Consider the following 18,363-nt stretch of genomic DNA (forward strand, 5'->3'; position numbering starts at 1 on the left):
AAAAATGAAGAGAAGATAATTGTGAGAATTATCGCTAACATTGACAAATTTTATAGAATTTGATATTCTAAAAGTTGTAAAAGAACTATTAAAATAGCCTTTCGTGTAGACGAGAGGCTTTATTGTTATAGGAGGGATTTTTATGAATTTTCAAGAGATGATACTGGCGTTGCAAAAATACTGGTCAAAGCAAGGTTGTATCGTGATGCAACCTTATGATATTGAAAAAGGTGCGGGAACTATGAACCCTAATACTTTTTTAAGATCATTAGGACCTGAACCTTGGCAAGTATGTTATGTAGAGCCTTCAAGAAGACCAGCAGATGGAAGATATGGTGAAAACCCAAACAGGCTATATCAACATCATCAGTTCCAAGTTATACTAAAACCATCTCCAGATAATATACAAGAGTTATATTTGGAAAGTTTAAAAGAAATTGGAATTGACCCAAGTGAGCATGATATAAGATTTGTTGAAGATAACTGGGAAGCTGCTACAGTTGGTGCTTGGGGACTTGGATGGGAAGTTTGGCTAGATGGTATGGAAATAACTCAATTTACGTATTTTCAACAAGTAGGCAACATTGAATGTGAGCTTGAAACAGGAGAAATTACATATGGATTAGAAAGATTAGCTATGTATATTCAAGAAGTTGATAGTGTTTATGATTTAAAATGGAATGATAAAATAACTTATGGTGAAGTATTTAATAAAGCTGAGTATGAAAATTCAATGTATGCGTTTGAATTATGTGACGCAGATATGTTGTTTAATCTATTTGATATATATGAAAAAGAAGCATTAAGACTTATGGAAAATGGACTTGTAATACCTTCATATGATTATGTGTTAAAATGCTCTCATGCATTTAATACATTGGATGCAAGAGGTGCAATAGGAGTTAGTCAAAGAGCTTCATTTATAGGTAGAGTTAGAAATATGGCAAAGACTGTTGCAGAAACTTTTGTAAAACAAAGAGAAGAAATGGGATTCCCTCTTTTAAAGGACGGTGACAAATAATGAAAAATTATCTTTTATTTGAAATCGGTGTTGAAGAAATGCCATCAAGATTTGTAGGCAGCACACTAGAACAATTAAAAAACAATCTTAATAAATTACTTGATGAAAATAGAATATCTTTTGATAAAGTAAATGCATATGGGACACCAAGAAGATTGACTTTAGTAGTTGAAGGATTAAGTGATAAACAAAATGATTTAGAAGAAGAAATAAAAGGTCCTGCTAAGAAAATTGCTGTTGATGCAGAAAATAATTTAACAAAACCAGCTTTAGGATTTATAAAAAGCAAAGGGTTAAGTGAATCTGATATATACTTTAAACAAGTTGGAAAAGACGAATACATCTTTGCTACTATAAAGCAAGATGGAAAAGAAACTTCAGAAGTATTAAAAGATATATTACCAGAAACTATAAAATCTGTAGTATTCCCAAAAGCTATGCGTTGGGGAGGAAAAAATCTTAAATTTGCAAGACCTATAAGATGGATAGTCACATTATTAAATGATAAAGTATTAGAGTTTGATTTAGAAGGAATAATATCTTCTAATATAACAAAAGGTCATAGATTTTTAGGAGAAAGTACAATAGAAGTCAATTCTATAGAAGATTATTTTGAAAAATTAGAAAAAAATTATATAGTTTTAGACCAAAATAAGAGAAAAGAAATTATAAGAAAACAATGTATAGAAGTTGCAAATTCTTTGGGTGGAGAAGTTGAATTTGATGAAGATTTACTTGAAGAGGTAACTTACTTAGTTGAATATCCAACTGCTTTTTATGGAGAATTTAATGTAGATTATATAAAACTACCAAAAGAAGTTGTTATAACTCCTATGAAACAACATCAAAGATATTTCCCAGTACTTAAAGATGGAAAACTGTTACCTAACTTTATAGCTGTTAGAAATGGTGATTCTTACAGAATAGACAATGTTAAAGCTGGAAACGAAAAGGTTTTAGAAGCAAGACTTGCAGATGCTTTATTTTTCTATAGAGAAGATACTAAGAGAAACTTAGAAAGCTACATAGAAAAATTAAAAACTGTTGTATTCCAAGTAAAACTAGGAACTATTTATGATAAAACCTTAAGACTTGAAAAATTAAGTGCTGATATACTTGATAGCTTAGGTTTAGTAGATGAAAAGGAAGATACTATAAGGGCTGCTAAATTATCTAAGGCAGATTTAGTTACTGGAATGGTAGGAGAATTTGACGAATTACAAGGTTTTATGGGAAAAGAATATGCAAAAGTTGGAGGAGAAAATGAGGTTGTAAGTGAAGCTATTTTTGAACATTATCTTCCAAGATTTGCAGGAGATATACTTCCTAAGACTAATGCAGGGGTTGCCTTATCAATAGCTGATAAGTTGGATTCAATAGCAGGTTTCTTCGCTATAGGTATACAACCAACAGGTTCTCAAGACCCATATGCTTTAAGAAGACAAGCCTTAGGTATATTAAGTATACTTATGGATAGAAAAGTTGCTGTAGATATAAAAGTACTTATTGAACATGCTTTAGATAATTACTCTGAATTAGATTTTAATAAAGAAGAAGTTGTTGAACAAATAATGAATTTCTTCAATGAGAGAGTAAAAAATCTATTTAAAGATTTAGGAATAAGATATGATGTTGTTGATGCTGTTTTAAGTTCTGATATAAATGATGTTTCTGATATGCACATGAGAGCTTTAGAGCTTAATAATTGGTTGGAAAAAGATGAATTAGTTGAGATGCTTACTGCATTTAATAGAGTTTCTACTTTAGCTCAAAAAGCAGAAAGTGATAAAGTTAACGAAACTTTATTAAAAGAGGATGCTGAAATTAAACTTTACAATGAATTTAAACAAGTAAAGATAAAAGTTAAGGAATTATTAAAAGATAAGAAATATGGTATTGCTTTAGATGAATTTGCATCTTTAAGACCAGTAGTTGATAATTTATTTGATACAGTTATGGTCATGGATAATGATGAAGCTATCAAGAACAATAGACTTGCTTTACTTAAACAAGTATATGATACTATGCTAGAAATTTGTGATTTATCTAAAATTGTTTATAAATAAAATTTAAACTATTTATAAGAAATAAGGCTGTCTCAAAATAGAGATAGTCTTATTTTTCATTGTTGAGATGATGAAAATATATTTGATTTCATAGAAAAAGAGTGTCTCATAAACTAAAAAGTTCATTTTGAGACACCCACACTTTTTGTAAGTAAATATAATAAATTATATTTTATACTTATCAGTTATTTTGTTTAAAATATCATCATTTGAATTTACCCATTCATAAAAATTGCCTGATGATGCGTCAGATATTTTATAAAGCATTTCAGGAATATCACTAGCTTTAAAATCTCCAAGTGACTTTCCTAATCTAGTCTTGCCTATTTCAAAACTACCTCCAACAAACAATTCAAATGCATCTGTAGATACACCATCAACATTCTTCTTTTTACCACATAAACCTATACTACCAACTTGGTGAACACCACACGAATTTAAACATCCTGATATATATAATTTAGGTGCTTTATTTAAAACTTCTTCACTATTTTGTAATCTAAAATAATCTATGATTTCATGTAACATTTTCTGACTATTTTGTATACCCATTTGACAAATTGGAACACCTATACAAGATATACTCTGTTCTAGCTGAGAATTACAACTAATAGTTTTACTTATTTCTAATATCCTTTTTGCTTCATTTCCATTTAAATTTAAAATGTATAATCCTTCTGTCATTCCTAGTCTAATCATAGGATTTTCAATATTATCTAATTCTTTAAGTAAAGTATCTAAATCCTTTGTCAACAATATACCTCCAACTGGATGTATATATACAGTGTATAGACCATCCTGTTTTTGAGGTATCAATCTAGAATCTTATACATCTATTTTAACTCCAGATTTAGAGTAGTCTATTTCTTCAACATTGAGTTTAAGACCACCTTTTTCTTTTTCTGATTTATAGTATTCTTTAAACTTTTCTAAGAATAATTTTTCACCAAGTGTTTCCACCATATATCTAACCCTAGCTTTATTTTTATTTTCATAGTTACCATAAGCCATAAAGAATTTAATCATACCTTCAACACAATATAGTGCATCTTTTGGTTTTATAAGTTCATCAAGTTCTAAAGCAACTTTAGGATGTTTACCTAAACCTCCACCTAAGAAGACTCTGAAATATTGTTCGCCATTTTTCAAAGTAGCTACAAATCCTAAGTCTTGTATACTACAATGAGCAGTATCTGTGTAACAATTAGAATAAGAAACTTTTAATTTTCTAGGTAAATGATATGTAGTGGCATTTTTGATAAAATATTTATCAGTAGCAACTGCATATGGAGTAACATCAAAGGCTTCGCTAAGGTCAACTCCAGATAATGGAGATAATCCGACATTTCTAGGATAATTACCACCACCACCTCTAGTAAATATATCGTTTTTTATTCCTTCTTCCATAACATCAACAATAGAGTCTATAGATAAATCGTGTAGTTGTATAGCCTGTCTAGTTGTTAAATGTATTTTATCTAAGTTATGTTTAATAGCCATTTCATAAATTTTATTAAGTTGATATTTACATAAAACTCCAGCAGATACTCTAAGTCTTATCATAAAGGATTTTTTATCTCTTTGAGCATAGACACCATATCCACCTGAAAATCCTTTGTACTGCATTTTATTTATTTCTCCATTTAAAAACTTTAAGGAATATTCTTTAAAATTAGGTAGTTCATTTAACAATATTTTCTTAAAATTGTCCATTATCTCACCTCATTATTAGTCTTGTGTAAAAATATATCTATTGTATAATAGATATATATATTATTATCTATATAGGATAAAAATATAACAGAATAATCTTACTATAAGCAAGAATAAGAAAGATGTAGTGAGTATTTTGTTTTTATTTTATAAAATAAGTATAATATTTTTGTTTTGTAAAATATAATTAAGATAAATAGATAATTTTGTAATTTTAATATATAATATTTAATAGAGTGTTGAAGTAGCACTTAATATTTGCAGGAGGAGTTTTTGTATATGGGAGAAATAATAAATGCATTAGATAGAGCCCTAGACATAATTTTGCTGTTATATCATGAAAAGAGAGAAATGGGAATAACTGAAATAAGTAAGGTTATGGGAGTATATAAAAGTACTATACATAGAACTTTGGTCACTCTTGAAAACAAAGGTTTTGTTATACAAAACACAGAGAATGGTAAGTATTGGCTAGGAATAAATTTATATGCAATAGGTATGGTTGTGGGAGAAAAAATGTCATTGACTGAAATAGTAAAACCATATACGAAAAAATTAAATCAAGAATTTAACGAAGTAGTTAATGTATCTATATTGGAAGAAAGAGCTCAAGATTCTCCAAGGAGTATCATAATACATAAAGAATATGGTTCAAATCAACTACTCTCGGTAAATCCATCAGTTGGCTCAAGTAGTGAATGTTATTGTTCAGCAGTTGGAAAATGTCTTATGGCATTTAATGATTCTATAGATTTTGAAAAATATAGAAAAACACCAATACACAAGTATACAGAACACACAATTGATAATTGGGATGATATGATGCTTTTTTTAGCAAAAATAAAAGAACAGGGATATGCCATAGATGATGAAGAACTAGAACACGGGTTAACTTGTATTGGAGCACCTATTTTAGATAAAGACAATAAAGCTATTGCAGCAATAAGTTTATCAGGTCCAACTATAAGAATGAGAGAAGGGGACTTTGAGTATAAAATTAAAAGAGTTATAGAAACTGCAAAAAGTATATCTGAACTTTTTAGATGATTTTTTAATCTGGATAATAAAAAGAGGCTATATTTAAATTGTTATTTGTGAATATCAGTTTAAATATAGCCTCTTTTTATTTAATCTAAATTTAAATATTCTTAAAATTTAAAATATTGTTGAAATATATAAGCAAATGTGTTATCTTTTAATTAAGCAATATAAAAACAGAACGATGTTCTATACTACAGAACAAAATTAATGCATATATAGTGTTTATACAAAATATAAATATTATATATTTAAAATTAAGTAAAAAATATTACATAAAGGGGAGATTTGAGAAATGGAAAAAGTCAAATTGAGTGTTGAAAGATGTAAGGGGTGTTATCTTTGTATTGAAGCTTGTAAAAAAGATGCAATAAGTCTTTCTGATTACACAAATAAAAAAGGCTTTGTAACTATCAAAGTCGATGAAGAAAAATGTATTCAATGTGGCGCTTGTTATACAATGTGTCCTGATTTAGTATTTGAAATATTATAAATTATTTTTATTGGGGGGGAGAAAAAGTATGCAAAGTTTATTAATTAAAGGAAATGAAGCTTTAGCAGAAGGTGCTATACGTGGTGGCTGTAGATTTTATGCAGGTTATCCGATAACACCACAATCAGAAATATTAGAAATGATGGCATGGAGACAAAAAGAAGTTGGAGGAGTATTTATCCAAGGTGAATCAGAAATAGCCAGTGTAAATATGGTTATGGGAGCAAGTGCACTTGGAGCAAGAGCCATGACTTCTTCATCTGGTCCAGGATTTTCATTAAAACAAGAAGGTATTGCATATTGGGTATCAGCTGGTTTGCCAGCAGTTGTAGCATGTGTACAAAGGTATGGTATAGGTGATGGATTTATAGGAGCTGGTCAAGATAACTATTGGCAAGCAGTAAAAGGTGGAGGAAATGGAGATTATCATCTAATCGTATTGGCACCTAATAGTGTTCAAGAAAATATGGATATGGCATATGAGTCTTTTGAATTAGCTGAAAAATATATGCATCCAGTACTTATACTTTCTGATGCTACAATAGGTCAAATGGTAGAACCTTGTATAGCACCACCAATGAAAGAATACGATATGGATAAAGCTCCATGGGCTGCTAAAGGAACACCTGTAGGAGAAAAAAATAAAGTTATAACTGATATAACATATTTTGAGGACCAAGATACATGGCAAAAAGGTTATATAGAAAAAATGAGAAAAGTTCAAGAAAATGAACAAAGATGGGAAGAAATAGAAATAGAAGATGCAGAAGTAGTATTTGTAGCGTATGGAATTTCCTCAAGGATAGCAGAAGGTGCAGTTAGAGATGCTAGAGCAAAAGGAATAAAATTAGGACTAATAAGACCAAAAACATTGTGGCCTTACCCAAGAAAAGCATTTAAAAAATTAAGTGATTCATTGAAAGGGCTTGTAACAGTTGAAATGAACATGATGGCACAGATGAAGGAAGATGTAATTATAGCATGTGATAATAGATTTCCAGTGTATTCAGTAGCAACAGCTCAATATATGGCAGAAGTAAATCAATTAATAGATTTTGCTCAACAGATTATAGATGGAAAAGCTAAGCAAGAGGAGGTATTTTAATTATGGCTAAAAAAGCACCAGCAATAATGATGTGTGAAAATATGTTCTGTGGAGGCTGTGGACACTCTATAGTCGATAGAATTATTGGAGAAGTACTAACAGAAATGGATATATGTCAAGATACAATTATATGTTCAGATATAGGTTGTAATCATATGTTTCAATTTAGTATGAATGTAGATGTTGTCGTTCCACCTCATGGTAAAATGGGAGCAGCGATGGCAGCTATGAAAAGAGTTAGACCAGATAAATATATATTTACAATAGCTGGAGATGGTGGAGCTTATGCAATAGGGCTTGGAGAAACTATGTCAGCTGCTACTAGAAATGATAATGTAATATTTCTTGTTATGAACAATAACATGTTTGCAATGACAGGAGGTCAAATGGCTCCAACTACTGTAGAAGGTCAATATACAGCTTCTACTCCAGCGGGTAGAAATTACGCAGATCATGGTTCAACATTTGATGTTGTAAAAGTTATGGGAAATTTAGATATAGCATATCTAGCAAGAGGAACAATAACTAACCCTAAAGAAATAAATACAACAAAAAGATACATCAAAAAAGCTCTAGAAAAACAAAAAGAAAAGAAAGGTTTTTGCTTAATAGAAGTACTTGTACCATGTCCAACAAACTGGGGATTAAAACCAGTAGATGCTATGAAGAGAATCGAAAATGAACTTGTTCCAAAGTATCCACTTGGAGAATTTATTGATTAGGGAGGAAATAATATGTTGAATGAAATTATATGTGCTGGTTTTGGAGGACAGGGAGTTCTTACAGCAGGAAAAATTATAATGTATGTTGCATATAAGGCAGAAAAGAAAATTACATGGTTCCCATCTTATGGAAATGAGATGAGGGGAGGAAGTGCAAATTGTAATGTTGTCGTAAGCGATGAAAAAATTGCAAATCCTTGTGTAAAAAATCCATATATATTATTAGGAATGAATAGTGTATCAGTAGATAAGTATGAAAGTTTAATGAAAACAAATGGTTATATGTTTGTCAATGAATCACTAGTAAGTAAGGATAGAAAATATAGAGAAGATATTAATGTTATAAGAGTACCCGTTACTGAAATAGCACAAAATTTAGGTAATGAAAAAGCTGCTAATATTTGTATGTTAGGTGCTATGGTAAAGAATTTAGATTTATTTACAAAAGAAGAATTTGAAAGTGGTATGTGTGAATACTTTGAAAATCAAGGTAAAGGTAAATTTAATGCTAAAAATGTAGAAGCATTTGAAGCTGGATACGACTATGAATGAATATTTTAAATATTTGAAATACTTATTTTTATATGTTAGTATTTAATTGATAAATATAGGACATCGTTCTGAATAATAGGACGAAGGTTTTAGGTTAAAAAATAAGAACAATGTTCTATATAATAGAACTAGGGGGTGTTAAATTGAAAATTCTAGTAATAAATCCTGGTGGTACATCTACAAAAATTTCTGTTTTTCAAGATGAAAATGAAGTTTTGAAAAAAAATATAACTCATACAAGAGAAGATTTAAAAAGCTTTTCTAAAGTATTTGACGAATATGACTATAGAAAACAATTAATAGTAGATATTTTAAGTAGTGAGAATCATAATATAAATTCTTTTGATGCAGTAGTTGGTCGTGGTGGACTTATGAAAGCTATAAAAGGTGGCACTTATATTGTGAGTGAAGAAATGATTGAGGATATGAGAAATGAAATAAACGGAGAGCATGCATCAAATTTAGGTGCATTATTAGCCAAAACCATAGCAGATGAAATAGGAGTACAATCATTTGTAGTAGACCCAGTTTCTGTGGATGAGTTTGATGATGTATCAAGGATTACAGGAATATCAGATATAGGAAAAGCTAGCTGGTTACATGCATTAAATCATAAAGCTGTTTCAAGAAAAATTGCACAAAAATTTGGTGGAAAATACGAGGATTATAACTTTATTGTAGCTCATTTAGGTTCTGGAATATCAATTGTAGCACATAAACAAGGCAAAATGATTGATGGAAGTGGTGGAAGATCTGATGGCCCATTTTCTCCAGAAAGAAGCGGTGGCTTACTTGCATATCCTCTTATAGAATTGTGTTACTCAGGAAAATATACTCATGATGAAATGGTCTCAAAAGTAAGTTCTATTGGAGGAATGTATGACTATTTAGGTACAAAAGACATGATAGAAATTGAAAACAGAATCAAGGAAGGTGATGAGAAGGCAAAACTTATAATGGATGCATTTATTTATCAAGTAGCAAAAGAAATCTCTATGTATGGAGCTTCACTTTCAGGAAATGTAGATAGAATTATTTTAACAGGAGGTATATCTCATTCGGAAATGGTAATTAAAGGAGTCATAGAAAAAGTGTCATATCTAGCTCCAGTAGAGATAGTACCAGGAGAGATGGAAATGGAAGCACTTGCTCTTGGAGCACTTAGAGTACTTAATGGAGAAGAAATAGCAAAAACTTATTAATATTTAGGAGAAAGAGTATGTTAAAAGATTTTAATAATTTATTGGAAGAGGCTAAAAAGCTTGAACCTGTTATTGTAAGTGTTGCTGTTGCAGAAGACAAAGAAGTATTAAAGGCTGTGAAATCAGCAACAGATTTAAATATTATAAAGCCAATTCTTGTAGGAGATAAGGATAAAATAGAAAATATATCGAGAGAAATTGGATTAAAAGGTCATGAAATAATAGGATGTCAAAATCCTGATGAATCAGTTAAAAAGGCTGTAGAAATAGTTAAGAATAAGGATGCTAAAATTCTTATGAAAGGATTAGTAAATACAAGTGTCTATATGAGAGCTATACTAAACAAAGAAACTGGTCTTAGAACAGGAAGATTATTAAGTTTACTTGCAGTATATGAATTACCTCAATACCACAAACTTCTTTATTGCACTGATAGTGGTATAAATGTATCACCAAATTTAAATCAAAAAAAAGATATAATGATAAATGCACTTCTCACTATGAAGAGTATTGGTATGGAAAATCCTAAAACTGCGATACTTACTGCAAATGAAATGGTAGACCCTAAAATACAATCTACAGTGGATGCCAACTTACTTGTGGAGATGGAAAAATCAGGAGAAATACCAAGTTGTATAGTAGAAGGTCCAATAGCATTTGATGTAGCATTTGATGCACATGCAGCAGAACATAAAGGTATTAAAAGCAATATCGCTGGTGATGTTGACTTATTAGTATTTCCAAATATAGAAGCAGGGAATATATTAGGAAAGTCATGGCTTAGATTTAATAAAGCTAAGTGGGCAGGTATAGTTTTAGGAGCAACAAATCCAATAATTTTAGGTTCACGTTCTGATACAGCTGAAATTAAAATAAATTCAATAGCATTAGCGTGCTTAGCATCACAATAAGAAATTATTATTAAGGAGGATAAAGTATTATGAAATATGCAAAAAGAATGGATATGGTAAAAGCTTCAGCTATAAGAGATTCTCAAAAGAAAATAGCTCAGAAGGTAGCAAGTGGTGGTACTGTTATATCTTTTGCGGCAGGACTTCCTGACCCAAATTTATTTCCAATAGAAGAGATAAGTGAAATAACTCAAAAAGTACTTAATGAAAGAGGAAAATTTGCCTTAGCATATGGACCTACTAAAGGTGAAGATGAGTTATTAGATTTATTAGTAAAAAGAATGAAAGAAGAAGAAAATATTGATACAAAAACAGAAAATATCATAATAACTACTGGGTCACAACAAGGTATCGCTCTTAGTGCTATGATTTTACTTGAAAAGGGAGATATAATAGTTACAGAAAATCCAAGTTACTTAGGTGCAATAAATGCATTTAGACCTTATGAATGTGATTTTTTAGGAGTAGATACAGACGAAGAAGGAATGGTAACAGATGAATTAGATAAATTATTATCTGAAAATTCTAATATAAAGGTAATCTATGTAATACCAACATTTCAAAATCCTACAGGAAAAACGTGGTCTCTACAAAGAAGAAAAGATTTTATGGAAGTTGTAAATAAATATGATGTCATAGTAATAGAAGATAATCCTTATGGAGAAATAAGATTCACACCAGAGCCTCTACCTACACTTAAATCACTTGATACTAAAGACAAAGTATTATATCTAGGGTCATTTTCAAAGGTATTATGTCCAGGATTTAGAGTTGCTTGGATGTGTGGTAATGTAGACATTATAGATAAAGCAGAACTTTTAAAACAAGGTATAGATTTACAGTCAAACCAATTTTCTCAAGTACAAGTAATAGAATTTTTAAAGAAATATAACTTAAATGAGCATATAGAAAAAATAAGAGCAGAGTATAAAAAAAGATGTCTATTGATGTTAGATGCTATGAAGAAACATTTCCCAGAGGAAGCTAAATATACAGAGCCAGATGGAGGAATGTTTATATGGGTTGAACTTCCTGAAAGCATAAATGTAGATGATTTACTAGATAAAGCCATTGATGCTGGAGTTGCTTATGTTTCTGGAGAATCTTTCTTTGCAAACAATGGTCCAAAGAATACTATGAGACTTAACTATACAACAATGTCAGAAGAACAAATTGTTAAAGGTGTTCAAATACTTGCAGAGGTTATAAAAAAAGAACTCAATTATGCTTGTGAATAAATATAAAAAGTGAGGGTTTAAATATGGGAGAAAAAGGGAACGGTATAAATTTTGGAAAGTTAATGTTTCAACTTGTTATTATAGCAATATCTTGGGAATTAGTTTATATTATACCATTTATCCAATATACATTATATGATCCAATCTTAAAAGCATTAGAATGTACAAATACTCAACTAGGTTTTCTACTTACGATTTATGGATTAGGAAATATATTTGGAGCTCCTATAGGAGGTTGGTTAGCAGATAGATTTGATTATAGAAAGATAATTTTAGGTTCTGTGTTTCTTAATGGAGTAGTATCATTTTTATTTGCATTTAATATGAACTATTCATTTGCAGTTGCAACTTGGGTAGGTTGTGCAATTACATCATTAGTTATGAACTATCCTTCTATGGTAAAGATACTTAGAGTTATAGGAAAAGATAATCAAGGTAAAGTTTATGGATTTAATGAAGCTATGGTTGGAGTTTCTGGAGTAGTAATGGGCGCAATATTCTTATATATTTATACATGCTTTGCAACTCCTGCATTGGGTATGAGATGGGTAATGATATCTCTAGGAATATTATCAATAGCAATGTGTCCAGTATTATGGTATGTAATTAAAGATGTAGATATTAGAGAAGATAAAGAAGAAGCAAGTGAAAAAATGTCTGCTGGTGATTTTATGACAGTACTAAAATCACCAAATACTTGGCTAGTAGGTATAAGTATATTCTGTGTATATTCATTCACAGTTACAATGTCTTATTTTACACCATATATAACATCAGTACTTGGAGGTTCTGTTGCACTATCTGGTGCATTAGCAATAATAAGACAGCATGGTCTAAAATTGTTTGGAGCACCATTTGGAGGATACTGTGCAGACAAATTAAAATCACCTACGAAAGTGCTTTTACCAATCTATGTATTTGGTATAGCAGTAATAATTTTATTCCTAGTATTACCTGCATCAACTCCAATGACTATATTCATAGCTCTAACATTTGTAGTAGGTATATTAGGTTACATGGGAAAAGGTATATACTATGCAGTTCAAGATGAAGTAAAAGTTCCAGTTAAATATTCAGCAACTACTATAGGTATAGCTGCAGCTTTAGGATTTTCACCAGATGTATTCCAATTTGCATTAATAGGATATTGGATAGATACTTATGGTAATAAAGGTTACACATACACATTTATATTCCAGATAGCAATTCTAATTATTGGAATATTATCTTGTTTATATATATTAAAGGTTAAGAAGAGAAGAGCAAGTAAATTAGAAGCTTAAATATTCAAATTTGGTGATTAAGTATATGTAAATATAATACTTATTTTGATGAATGTGATTGCATAAATAGCATAAAAAATATCAATAAATTAAGTTTTATAATAATGTTTAGAGAATAAAGCGTAAAAATCAAAATGTTATCAAGTTTTCTAGGTTTTAGCATAAAGTTACCCCTAAAGGTATAAAATTGAGTAGCAATTATTATCTATTTGCATATTTACATAAACCTATTTAATTTAAATTTTAAAAGAATTCCAAAAATAGATGGTAGTTGTACTCAATTTTACACCTAATAATAAATACGAAAATTTAAAATCTAACTAGATACTATTTAATTATATATCAATAATTGTATATTGTACTATTTATATAGTAACAATTTCAGGCTTTTCATTATATGTATTCCAATTTATATTGTTTGATTATTGGTCAAACACATATCGTTAAAAAGTTTATAAATTTATGTTTAGATATCGATTAATATTCTTGATTTTAGAAATAAATATTTGTAGATTGTGGATTAAAAATAATATAAATAAATAGAAGATAGATTTTTTAGATATATTAAGATAAAGATTATATAAAATATTGAAATATAGCTGTTTAAATTATTGTCTATAAATATAAAATGAATGGTGGTGAGTTAAGTGACCGATTTAGTTAACACCATTAATGGAATTGTTTGGTCACCCGTATTAGTTGTAATGTGTTTGTGTATAGGATTATATTTTTCATTGAAATTAAAATTTTTTCAAATAAGAGATGTAAAAGAGATGTTTACTCTCTTGCTTGAAGGAGATAGTTCTCATGTTGGGATATCATCATTCATCCAGCCAAACAAGGATTAGTTCAAGCATTTTCTGTTTATGTAGACACACTATTAATATGTATGGCTACAGGTATTATGATTGTAATAACAGGAATGTATAATGTTACAGGTGTTTGCACAACACTACCAGGTGTAGAGCCGGGTCCACAATATTAATAAATACATTACATCCGCAATTAGGTGATATTTTTATAGCAATAGTTTTATTATTATTTACATTTACAACTTTGTTAGCATTTTCATACATGATGGAGACTAATGTATCTTACTTAGTAACTAGAATTAAAGCAGAAAAACATGAAAGTACATAATTAATGTCTGTAGATTTATGCTTATAATATGTGCAGCAATGTGTTGTTTTATAGAGCCACTTATAAGTTGGGCACTAGGTGATATATGTATAGGGATATTAACATATATAAATTTAATTGCCATCTTTACATTAAAAAAACCAGCTATAAATGCATATTATGATTATCTAAGACAGAAAAAGATAGGAATTAAAAGGAATGATAGAACTTTTAACCCTATAGAACTGGATATAAAAAATGCTGAATTTTGGGAAAATAGATACCTAAAAGAGAATAAAGATAAACTAAATTAAAGTTATAATAGGATACAAAAATGAATAAATAAATTTAATGGGAGGTAAGATTGATATGAAAGAAAAAATAATACAAGTGGCAGATTTAAAGAAAGAAAAAATTTTAGGGCTATGTCAATCTTTATATGATGAACCAGAAATTGCCTTACAAGAATATAAGTCTGCTAAAAAAATAGCAGAATTTTTAAGAGAAGAGGGCTTTGAAGTTGAAGAAAATTTAGCAGGTATGGCTACAGCTTTTAAAGCAACTAAGAAAAATGGCGATGGACCAAGAATTACTTTTATAGCAGAATACGATGCTCTTCCAGGAAATGGTCATGCATGTGGACATCATTTAATAGCATCTATGGGAGTTGGAGCTGGAATAGCTCTTTCAAGTATACTAGATACTTACAAAGGAGAGGTAAGTATAATTGGGACGCCTGCTGAAGAAACTGGAGATGGAAAACCTTACTTGATAGAACATGGTGTATTTGATGGATATGATGCAGCAATGATGATACATCCAAATTCGAAGACTTGTGTAGCACCAGAAATTATAGCAATAGGAGGTCTAGATTTTATATTCACTGGAAAAGCATCTCATGCAGGAGCTAAGCCATATAATGGAATAAATGCCCTAGATGCAGTAGTATTACTATATAACAATATAAATGCACTAAGACAACAACTAGTAGATGGAACGAGAATACATGGTATTATACTAGAAGCAGGGACTGCTGCAAATGTAATACCTGATATGGGAAAAGTAAGATTAGAGATAAGGGCAAAAGAACAAAATTATTTTGATGAAGTAGTAGAAAAAGTGAAAAATTGTGCTAGAGGTGCTGCAATAGCTACTGGATGTGAACTTGAATTTTATCACTTTGAGCCAACTTGTCAAGGATTAAATGAAAACAAAGTTTTAACAGGTATATTTACAAAAATCATGGAAGAATTTGGAATATATGAAGACGATCAAGTAATGTTGGGTTCAACAGATATGGGAAATTTAAGTCAAATAATGCCATGTATACATCCTTTGATGAAGTTTTCTGAAAATGGAGAAGAACTACACACAAAAGAGTTTTTAGAAGCTTCTATAAATCAATATGCAAAAGATAGAGTGATTGATGGTATAAAAATATTAGCTTTAACAGGATTTAATTTATTTGAAAATCCAGAGTTATTGAAAAAAATGAAGGAAGAGTAGTATTTAGATTATTTTTATCATTTCAACAATGAAAAAGAGGCTTATCTGTTTTGGATATGTCCCTGTCAAGTAGACAGACTTAAAAAAGGCTATCTTTATGCGGAATGAGTTCGATATTCAATCGGACTCATTCCGTTTTTTAATTGTATCTTTCATTATTATAAAAATAAATATAATCATTTATTAGACTAATCATTTCCTTTGGATCTGTAGTATCAATTAAATATATTAATTCAGATTTAAAATGACTGAAAAAACTTTCTATAGGAGCATTATCCCAGCAGTTGCCCCTTCGGGACATAGATTGTATAATACCATTATCCTTAAGCCTTTTAGAGTAAGGTCTACTTGTATATTGTGAACCTTGATCTGTGTGTAAAATACAATCTTTAGCTAAATTCATATTTATTAGTTGATTTACTGTATTATTAACTAATTTGGAATTCATTTTTGTACTTATCTCATATGCGACTATTTCACCATTAAATAAATCTTTGGCTACATTCATATATAAGAATTTTTTACCGATAGGTATGTATGTTATATCCATACAAATTTTTTCTAATGGTTGATTAGCTGTAAATTCACGATTTAATATATTATCATATACCTCAGATGATTTAAACTTGCGTCTATATACTTTCTTTCTAATAATAGATTTAATTCCTAGTTCTTTCATCAACCTATATACTCTCTTATGATTAATAGGGGTATCAAGTATTTTATTTAAATAAGTACAAATTCTTTTTCTACCGTAAGTGCCTCTATATTTTTTATGTATTTCAATTATATAATCCTTAATAATTCTATCTTTGATACCTCTATCGGTAGATTTTTTAGAATAACTTAGCCATTTATACTAACCACTTCTTGACACACCTATCAACTTACACATACTAGAAATACTATACTTCCTAGACATAAGTTTAATTGTTTTAAATTTATCGCTTACTTTGACTTGTCCGATAGGCTACTTAACTTTTTTAAGAATTCATTCTCCATGCGTAAGTACTTCAATTCTTCTTCAACAGATTTAAATATTCTATTATCATTTTCTAGACTAATATTTTTAAATCTGCCCCTAGTTTCCTCATTAAATGCAATTTTACCTTTATTTTTATAATCTTTTACCCAGTTTTGAACTTGTGTTTTGCTTCTTATATTCAGCATCTCAGCAATTTTATATGATGAGTATCCTTCTTTTATATATAAGTTTACAGCTTTTAGTTTAAGTTCTTTGCTATATTTTTGTGTTTTTTAGACATAGAAAAACCCCCTTAGAGTATACGCTTTTTAGACCTATTATAATGGCCTTTTATTTAAATGTCTACTATAAGGGGATTATACTATATTTCTAAATCAGCCCTTTTAAATTTCTATATATTTTTGTTAGGATATTTTGTTTAGAAGTATATTATAGCTTATTTGTAATTATAAAAGATACTAGTATGTTTAATCTAAATTGGTTCTGCAACTTTGTATTCATATTAAAATAATATTATTAAAAATTTTAATATAAAATGAATTAAAATGACCAATTATGTATTATAATATTAACTGTAATACTAATATAGTTCTATTAATTAAAGAATTATCCCCCATTAATATATAATAAATATCTTTAAGCAAGAGAACTTAGTAAAAAATATATCGTATTCAGTAAAAAATCTGTTTACAGAATGATATATATAGTTATATAATATACTATATAAGATGCGAAAAGATAAAAAGTATAGCACAATGAAAGAAGGTGATTATTATTCAGCTTAATGAAAGACAGCTAAAAATTATAGATATAGTTAAGGAAAATGAACCAATAACGAGTGAAAGTATTGCCTCCAGGTTGAATGTGACTCGTGCTACACTTAGATCTGATTTAGCTATATTAACAATGACAGGAATATTAGACGCAAGACCAAAAGTTGGATATTTTTATTCAGGAGTCAGTGAAATTAATTTAATTGGTAAAAGTATAAAAGAAAAAACAGTAGAAGATATAATGAGCATGCCTGTACTAGCTAAGAAGGACGAAAGTATATATGATGTAATAGTCACTATGTTTTTATCTGATGTAGGGAGTATAGTTATTATAGATGAAAATGAAGAGCTATGTGGAGTTGTTTCCAGAAAAGACTTGTTAAAAGCAACTATAGGAGGTTCTGATATAAATAAGATGCCAATAGGTATGATAATGACAAGAACTCCAAATGTAGTTACTCTAACTAAAGGAGCAAGTGTTTTATTAGCTTCAAGAAAAATAATAGAACATGAAGTAGATTCGATTCCAATTGTTGAATATAAGGGAGAAGACAAAAATCATATGAGAGTTGTTGGGAGAATATCAAAAACCAACATAACTAAGCTATTCTTAGAAATAGTTGACAATTAAGGAGG

General features: G+C 29.4%; 17 protein-coding genes and 3 pseudogenes. 16 read left to right on the forward strand and 4 right to left on the reverse strand.

Annotated features, from left to right (window positions below):
• Window positions 1-142: 142 nt before the first annotated feature.
• Window positions 143-1,021, forward strand: coding sequence for a glycine--tRNA ligase subunit alpha (gene glyQ / locus KGF39_RS03730; protein ID WP_227821240.1), 879 nt, complete (start codon window positions 143-145; stop codon window positions 1,019-1,021).
• The gene (gene glyS / locus KGF39_RS03735; protein ID WP_227821241.1) at window positions 1,021-3,087 is read left to right on the forward strand and encodes a glycine--tRNA ligase subunit beta; all 2,067 of its coding nucleotides are present in this window, start codon (window positions 1,021-1,023) and stop codon (window positions 3,085-3,087) included. Before glyQ ends, glyS begins: the two co-directional genes overlap by 1 nt.
• A 165-nt stretch (window positions 3,088-3,252) precedes the next feature.
• On the opposite strand, the gene KGF39_RS20160 is transcribed toward glyS, so the two are convergent.
• Both KGF39_RS20160 and KGF39_RS20165 read right to left on the reverse strand, forming a co-directional pair.
• Entirely contained in the window at window positions 3,253-3,840 is a 588-nt protein-coding gene (locus tag KGF39_RS20160; protein ID WP_413927063.1) for a hypothetical protein, read from the reverse strand.
• Window positions 3,841-3,912: 72 nt separating this feature from the next.
• The gene (locus tag KGF39_RS20165) at window positions 3,913-4,800 is read right to left on the reverse strand and encodes a hypothetical protein (protein ID WP_413927064.1); all 888 of its coding nucleotides are present in this window, start codon (window positions 4,798-4,800) and stop codon (window positions 3,913-3,915) included.
• 279 nt (window positions 4,801-5,079) lie between these two features.
• Here KGF39_RS20165 and KGF39_RS03745 point away from each other — a divergent pair, with 279 nt between their 5' ends.
• From KGF39_RS03745 to KGF39_RS03795, 13 genes and pseudogenes are all read left to right on the forward strand, one after another.
• The gene (locus KGF39_RS03745) at window positions 5,080-5,847 is read left to right on the forward strand and encodes an IclR family transcriptional regulator (protein WP_054274433.1); all 768 of its coding nucleotides are present in this window, start codon (window positions 5,080-5,082) and stop codon (window positions 5,845-5,847) included.
• Between the two features lie 286 nt (window positions 5,848-6,133).
• A complete protein-coding gene (locus tag KGF39_RS03750; RefSeq protein ID WP_003416663.1) occupies window positions 6,134-6,331 on the forward strand; it encodes a 4Fe-4S binding protein in 198 nt (65 codons plus the stop codon).
• A 28-nt stretch (window positions 6,332-6,359) separates the two neighbouring features.
• Window positions 6,360-7,436 carry a 3-methyl-2-oxobutanoate dehydrogenase subunit VorB gene (gene vorB, locus KGF39_RS03755; protein WP_054274432.1) on the forward strand — a complete coding sequence of 359 codons (1,077 nt, stop codon included), beginning with the start codon at window positions 6,360-6,362 and terminating at the stop codon, window positions 7,434-7,436.
• Between the two features lie 2 nt (window positions 7,437-7,438).
• Window positions 7,439-8,158, forward strand: coding sequence for a thiamine pyrophosphate-dependent enzyme (locus KGF39_RS03760; RefSeq protein WP_003416668.1), 720 nt, complete (start codon window positions 7,439-7,441; stop codon window positions 8,156-8,158).
• Between the two features lie 12 nt (window positions 8,159-8,170).
• Window positions 8,171-8,710, forward strand: a complete 540-nt coding sequence (locus tag KGF39_RS03765) for a 2-oxoacid:acceptor oxidoreductase family protein (RefSeq protein WP_227821242.1) — start codon at window positions 8,171-8,173, stop codon at window positions 8,708-8,710.
• Between the two features lie 143 nt (window positions 8,711-8,853).
• On the forward strand, window positions 8,854-9,912 hold the full coding sequence (gene buk, locus KGF39_RS03770; RefSeq protein WP_227821243.1) for a butyrate kinase: 1,059 nt from the start codon (window positions 8,854-8,856) through the stop codon (window positions 9,910-9,912).
• Window positions 9,913-9,929: 17 nt separating this feature from the next.
• Window positions 9,930-10,823 (forward strand): bifunctional enoyl-CoA hydratase/phosphate acetyltransferase, encoded by an 894-nt coding sequence (locus tag KGF39_RS03775; RefSeq protein WP_227821244.1) that lies wholly within the window; start codon window positions 9,930-9,932, stop codon window positions 10,821-10,823.
• 29 nt (window positions 10,824-10,852) lie between these two features.
• Window positions 10,853-12,061 (forward strand): PLP-dependent aminotransferase family protein, encoded by a 1,209-nt coding sequence (locus KGF39_RS03780; RefSeq protein ID WP_227821245.1) that lies wholly within the window; start codon window positions 10,853-10,855, stop codon window positions 12,059-12,061.
• A 23-nt stretch (window positions 12,062-12,084) separates the two neighbouring features.
• Complete coding sequence (locus KGF39_RS03785) at window positions 12,085-13,344, forward strand: MFS transporter (RefSeq protein WP_227821246.1); 1,260 nt, start codon at window positions 12,085-12,087, stop codon at window positions 13,342-13,344.
• An 823-nt stretch (window positions 13,345-14,167) separates the two neighbouring features.
• A pseudogene (locus KGF39_RS20110) lies at window positions 14,168-14,224 on the forward strand (hypothetical protein); the annotation flags it as partial.
• 62 nt (window positions 14,225-14,286) lie between these two features.
• Entirely contained in the window at window positions 14,287-14,484 is a 198-nt protein-coding gene (locus tag KGF39_RS19805; RefSeq protein WP_255643233.1) for an alanine:cation symporter family protein, read from the forward strand.
• Complete coding sequence (locus KGF39_RS19810) at window positions 14,484-14,777, forward strand: alanine:cation symporter family protein (protein WP_308463829.1); 294 nt, start codon at window positions 14,484-14,486, stop codon at window positions 14,775-14,777. The genes KGF39_RS19805 and KGF39_RS19810 overlap by 1 nt, the downstream gene beginning before the upstream one ends.
• 55 nt (window positions 14,778-14,832) lie before the next feature.
• Window positions 14,833-15,969, forward strand: a complete 1,137-nt coding sequence (locus tag KGF39_RS03795; protein ID WP_227821247.1) for a M20 family metallopeptidase — start codon at window positions 14,833-14,835, stop codon at window positions 15,967-15,969.
• 139 nt (window positions 15,970-16,108) lie between these two features.
• Here the strand turns inward: KGF39_RS03795 and KGF39_RS03800 are convergent.
• A pseudogene (locus KGF39_RS03800) lies at window positions 16,109-16,798 on the reverse strand (IS3 family transposase); the annotation flags it as partial.
• 119 nt (window positions 16,799-16,917) lie between these two features.
• Window positions 16,918-17,214, reverse strand: a pseudogene (locus tag KGF39_RS03805) (transposase); the annotation flags it as partial.
• A gap of 505 nt (window positions 17,215-17,719) precedes the next feature.
• Between KGF39_RS03805 and KGF39_RS03810 the strand changes: the two are divergent.
• Window positions 17,720-18,358, forward strand: coding sequence for a helix-turn-helix transcriptional regulator (locus KGF39_RS03810; protein WP_227821248.1), 639 nt, complete (start codon window positions 17,720-17,722; stop codon window positions 18,356-18,358).
• The last annotated feature ends 5 nt before the right edge of the window (window positions 18,359-18,363 follow it).

Origin of the sequence: Clostridioides sp. ZZV14-6345, from assembly GCF_020657775.1 — a bacterium.
GTDB lineage: Bacteria > Bacillota > Clostridia > Peptostreptococcales > Peptostreptococcaceae > Clostridioides > Clostridioides difficile_D.